Origin of the sequence: Microvirga roseola (assembly GCF_020866965.1) — a bacterium.
In the GTDB taxonomy this organism is placed as follows: domain Bacteria; phylum Pseudomonadota; class Alphaproteobacteria; order Rhizobiales; family Beijerinckiaceae; genus Microvirga; species Microvirga roseola.
Window position 1 is genome coordinate 1 of sequence record NZ_JAJATX010000116.1, and the last position, 4656, is coordinate 4656.

At 65.6% G+C, this 4656-nt stretch carries 4 protein-coding genes; 1 reads left to right on the forward strand and 3 read right to left on the reverse strand.

The genetic code is table 11. The annotated features are described in order from the left end of the window. The first annotated feature begins 159 nt into the window (after positions 1-159). Positions 160-780 carry a CatB-related O-acetyltransferase gene (locus tag LG661_RS24160; RefSeq protein WP_230534548.1) on the forward strand — a complete coding sequence of 207 codons (621 nt, stop codon included), beginning with the start codon at positions 160-162 and terminating at the stop codon, positions 778-780. Here LG661_RS24160 and LG661_RS24165 read toward each other — a convergent pair. From LG661_RS24165 to aspS, 3 genes are read right to left on the reverse strand one after another with little or no spacing between them, the layout of a single operon-like run. Then, positions 752-1846: an acyltransferase family protein gene (locus tag LG661_RS24165; protein WP_407666837.1), complete on the reverse strand. Its 1095-nt coding sequence runs from the start codon at positions 1844-1846 to the stop codon at positions 752-754. The two genes, LG661_RS24160 and LG661_RS24165, sit on opposite strands and share 29 nt — an antisense overlap. Continuing rightward, positions 1843-2715, reverse strand: a complete 873-nt coding sequence (locus LG661_RS24170) for a glycosyltransferase family 2 protein (RefSeq protein ID WP_230534550.1) — start codon at positions 2713-2715, stop codon at positions 1843-1845. The genes LG661_RS24165 and LG661_RS24170 overlap by 4 nt, the downstream gene beginning before the upstream one ends. Then, positions 2712-4520, reverse strand: a complete 1809-nt coding sequence (aspS, locus tag LG661_RS24175; RefSeq protein ID WP_230534553.1) for an aspartate--tRNA ligase — start codon at positions 4518-4520, stop codon at positions 2712-2714. The genes LG661_RS24170 and aspS overlap by 4 nt, the downstream gene beginning before the upstream one ends. Positions 4521-4656 lie beyond the last annotated feature (136 nt).

The window sequence follows — 4656 nt, forward strand, 5'->3', positions numbered from 1 at the left end:
TGATGGTAGAACATCGCTCCCGATTTCAGATCCTGCGAGATGTTCTCACCCATCCCCGACGCTCCTTGCAACCAACCGTACTGTTTCGTTTCTGAGGGTCCTTGTGCGCACCTTACCCCCCTGCCGTCAATGCTCTTGTCTCCTGCCGGGCAGTGACCGATGAGCCTTCGGCATCGCCTGAAAAACTGGCGCAACCCGCATAACCAGACGCGGATCCATCTCGCCCGCATGGTGAGCCGCTACGGCTACGATATCGGCGAGTTTTCATATGGCCGGCCCAAGGTCCGTTTTCCCGAATCGGGCAAGAAGCTCACCATCGGGCGCTACTGCTCCATCGCGGACAAGGTCGAGATCCTGCTCGGGGGCAATCACCGGACCGACTGGGGGACGACCTATCCCTTCTCCGCCCTCACCGACCTCTGGCCCCTGGCTCCTAAAATCGAGGATTACCACTCCTCCCGTGGCGACGTGACCATCGGGCACGATGTGTGGCTCGGCTCCGGGGCGACCATCCTGTCGGGGATCAGCATCGGGCACGGGGCCGTCATCGCCGCCCATGCGGTTGTGACAAAGGACGTGCCGCCCTATGCCATCGTCGGCGGCAATCCGGCAAAGGTGATCCGGTACCGCTTCGACGAGGCGACAATCGCCGCCCTCCTCGACGTGCAATGGTGGGACCTGCCGCGGGAAAAAATCGCGACCCTGATCCCGCTTCTGCAAAGCGACCGGATCCGGGAGCTGATCGCGGCGGTCAAGGTGCTGCGGGCTCAATCGTCTTGAGGGTCCGGCGACCCAGCGCCCTCGCCTTCAGGGCAAGAGCCGGCTTCTCGACGAGGTACCAGGACAGGGCCGCCATCGCGAGAGTGATGGCAAGCGCCGGAGCCAGCAGGGTGATGGCCGCGGCGCTGGGCCATAGTGCATGCAGGCTCTGCTGGATCGGCCAGCCGTAGAGATAGGTGCCGTAGGACAGATCCGCCCTGGGCTCGTAGGCGAAGCGCGTCAGCAAAGGGGTAAGCGCGAGCCACAGGACGCCGTAGGCCGAGCCTACGAACAGCAGCGTCTTGTAGAAAAACGTGTCGGCGCTCAGCCATGTGGCGAAGGCCAGCGCGAGGACGAGAACCCCGGAGAGGCGGGCACGCCCGCGCCAGACGTACAGCGCTCCGCCTACCGCGAAGATCAGCGGCAACCGGATCGCGGTCTCCAGGCCCTTCGGCGCATCGGGGCGCAGGAGGTCGAGACTTGCCATGGCGATCATGAGCCCCGCCACGAGGACGAGCGCGCCGATCCGCGAGCGCAGCAGTCCGGCGAGGCCGAGCAGCAGCACGCCCGCATAGCAGAGGACCTCGTATTTGAGCGTCCACACGGTGCCCATCGGGAACTTGAACGGATTGTCCGCAAACACGCCCGGCAGGGCGATGTTGGTCTTGAAGGTCGTGAGCGTCGCCACGATGAAGCGGCTGAGGCCCGCATTCTCCAGGTACTCGGCAAAGGGCAGTCGCGTCATCGCACCGCCGAGCAGCAGCGCGACTACGAGCACCGCCACGATCAGCCCTGGCGCGATGCGCAGGGTGCGGGCAATGGTGTAGTCGAGCCAGCCGCGCTTGTCGAAGCTCATGGTGACGAGGAAGCCGGATATGGCGAAGAAGCCGTTGACGGCATGCTCGCCGAGGGTGAAGCCGGTCGGGACGGCGAGCGGCTCGTCGGCGACGATGCCGGTGGTCACGCTGAAGGCGTGGGAGACCACGACGGCAAGCGCCAGCAGCAGGCGGATGAGGGTGAAGTTGTTGCGCTCCTGCTCTATGGCGGCGGAGACGGTCGGCGCATTCATGAAGGCAGGTACGCTCATGACACCCCTTCGCGCTCAAGCGCCTTCCGGCCCTTCAGGAACGCCCAGGCTCCCGCCGCCGAGCCGCCGTAGCGCTCGATCAGCTTGCGCCGAAATGTCAGGCTCGCCGCAGCGGTCTTCATGGCGTTGACGGCGAACATGCCGGGGGCCGGGTTGGGCAGGCCGTATTTGCGGCTCACATAGGCCCGCGACCAGGCCTGGTGCCAGCGGGTGGTGAAGATGCGGCCCCGCTTCTCCCCGCTCGATTGACCCCGCCCGTGGCGCACCACCGCCTGCGGGACGTAGATCAGGGCATGCCTTGAATCCGCCACCCGGCGGCACAGGTCGTCGTCCTCATAGAACAGGAAGATGTTTTGGTCGAAGCCGCCGAGATCGAGGAACAGCTCGCGGCGGATGAGAAAGCACGCGCCGGAGACGAAGGGCGCGCAGGCCTCGCCCTCGGGCAGCACGAGCTTACCTTGCGGGTTGTGCAGATAAGGCGAGAGCAGCGAGCGCGGCTGGAAGAACACGCGCCCGCTCGGCTCCACGATCTTCGGGGCGAGCATCCCCGCATCGGGATAGCGCCGCGCAGCCTCGACGAGCGCCGCGACCGCGCCTTGCTCCACGACGCAGTCGGGATTGACGACGAGCAGGAACTCGGTTTTCGCCGCCCGCGCGCCGATGTTGTTGGCGCGGCCATAGCCCTCGTTGCGGGCATTGCGGACGACCTGCGCCCCCTGCCCTTCGGCAACGGCGACGGTGTTGTCCGAGGAGGCGTTGTCGACGACGAGGATGGAGACGCCCTCCGCCTTCAGCGCGCCGAGACACTCCGGCAGCGCATGGGCGCTGTCGAAGGTTACGACGATGGCGGTGACGTCGCCGGTTCTCATTTCTCCGGCAGGTTCAGCCGGATGTGCAGTTCGCGAAGCTGCTTGGGCGTGACGTCGGAGGGTGCGCCGAGCAGCAGGTCTTCCGCCTTCTGGTTCATCGGGAAGATGGTAATCTCGCGCAGGTTCTGCGCGCCGCAGAGCAGCATCACGATGCGGTCCACGCCCGCCGCCATGCCGCCGTGGGGCGGAGCGCCGTACTGGAAGGCGCGGTACATGCCGCCGAACTTGTCCATGACCTCCTGCTCGCCGTAGCCAGCGATCTCGAAGGCCTTCACCATCCGGTCGGGGCGGTGGTTACGGATCGAGCCGGAGGCCATCTCGTAGCCGTTGCAGACCATGTCGTACTGGAGCGCGGTGATCTTGAGGATCCGCTCCTTGTCCGTCGGATCGAGAGCCATGAAGGCCTCGTGATCCATGTTGGCCATGGAGAACGGATTGTGGGAGAAGTCGATCTTCTTCTCGTCCTCGTTCCACTCGTATTGGGGGAAGTCGACGATCCAGCAGAAGGCGAACTGGTTCTTGTCGCCGAGACCGAGCTCGTCGCCGATGCGGATGCGCGCCTTGCCGGCGAGAGACGCCGCCTTGTCCTCGGCGCCCGCCGAGAAGAACACCGCGTCGCCCGCCTTCAGGCCGGCCTTGTCGCGGATCGCGGCCTGCGCGGCCTCCGGAATGAACTTGGCGATGGGACCCTTGCCGGTGATCTGGCCGCCCTCCTCCTCGAACACGATGTAGCCGAGGCCGGGCGCGCCTTCCGTGCGGGCCCAGTCGTTGAGCTTGTCGAAGAAGGAACGCGGCTGCGAGGCCGCGCCGGTGGCCGGGATCGCGCGGACCACGCCGCCGGACTTGATGACGTTCTTGAAGGCGTTGAAGGTCACGTCCTCTCGCTCGAACACCTCCGACACGTCGGCGATGACGAGGGGATTGCGCAGGTCCGGCTTGTCGTTGCCGTATTTCAGCATGGACTCGGCATAGGGGATGCGCGGGAACACCTCCGTCACCGGCTTGCCGTCGGCGAATTCCTTGAAGGTGTCGCGGATCACGGGCTCCATGGTCTGGAACACGTCCTCCTGCGTGACGAAGCTCATCTCCACATCGAGCTGGTAGAACTCGCCCGGCAGGCGGTCGGCGCGGGGATCCTCGTCGCGGAAGCAGGGCGCGATCTGGAAATACCGGTCGAAGCCGGAGATCATGATGAGCTGCTTGAACTGCTGCGGAGCCTGCGGCAGCGCGTAGAACTTGCCGGGATGGATGCGCGAGGGCACCAGGAAGTCGCGCGCGCCCTCAGGGCTCGAGGCCGTGAGAATCGGCGTCGTGAACTCGAAGAAGCCGCTGCTCTTCATGCGGCTGCGGAGCGCGTCGACGATTGCGCCGCGCTTCATGATGTTGTTGTGCAGCTTCTCGCGGCGCAGGTCCAGGAAGCGGTAGGCGAGACGGGTCTCCTCCGGATATTCCTGGTCGCCGAAGACCGGCATCGGCAGCTCGGCCGCCGGACCCAGGACTTCCATGTCGGTGATATAGAGTTCCACCATCCCGGTCGGCAGTTCCGCGTTCTCGGTGCCGGCCGGGCGCTTGCGCACCTTGCCGTCCACGCGGACCACCCACTCCGAACGCGCCGCCTCGGCCTGCTTGAAGGCGGACGAATCCGGATCGATCACGCACTGTGTCATGCCGTAATGGTCGCGCAGGTCGATGAACAGCACGCCGCCATGGTCGCGGATGCGGTGGCACCAGCCGGAAAGGCGGGCCACCTGGCCGACATCGGATTCGCGGAGCGCGCCGCAGGTATGGGAACGGTAACGGTGCATGGAGGCGGACATGAAAAGGCCTGCTCGGTTCGAAGGTCTCCGCAACATCCATGGGAGCCGGGGGAAGTCAAGGCGGAACCACGAATTCCGACCGCGCCGGATCGTTCTCGGCCCCTGGTCGGAGCGAGGGAATGTC

Bases quoted from the DNA above. Each gene is read 5' to 3' on its own strand.
- LG661_RS24165 (WP_407666837.1), bottom strand. From the start codon at position 1,846: ATGAGCGTACCTGCCTTCATGAATGCGCCGACCGTCTCCGCCGCCATA.
- LG661_RS24170 (WP_230534550.1), bottom strand. From the start codon at position 2,715: ATGAGAACCGGCGACGTCACCGCCATCGTCGTAACCTTCGACAGCGCC.
- LG661_RS24160 (WP_230534548.1), top strand. From the start codon at position 160: ATGAGCCTTCGGCATCGCCTGAAAAACTGGCGCAACCCGCATAACCAG.
- aspS (WP_230534553.1), bottom strand. From the start codon at position 4,520: ATGCACCGTTACCGTTCCCATACCTGCGGCGCGCTCCGCGAATCCGAT.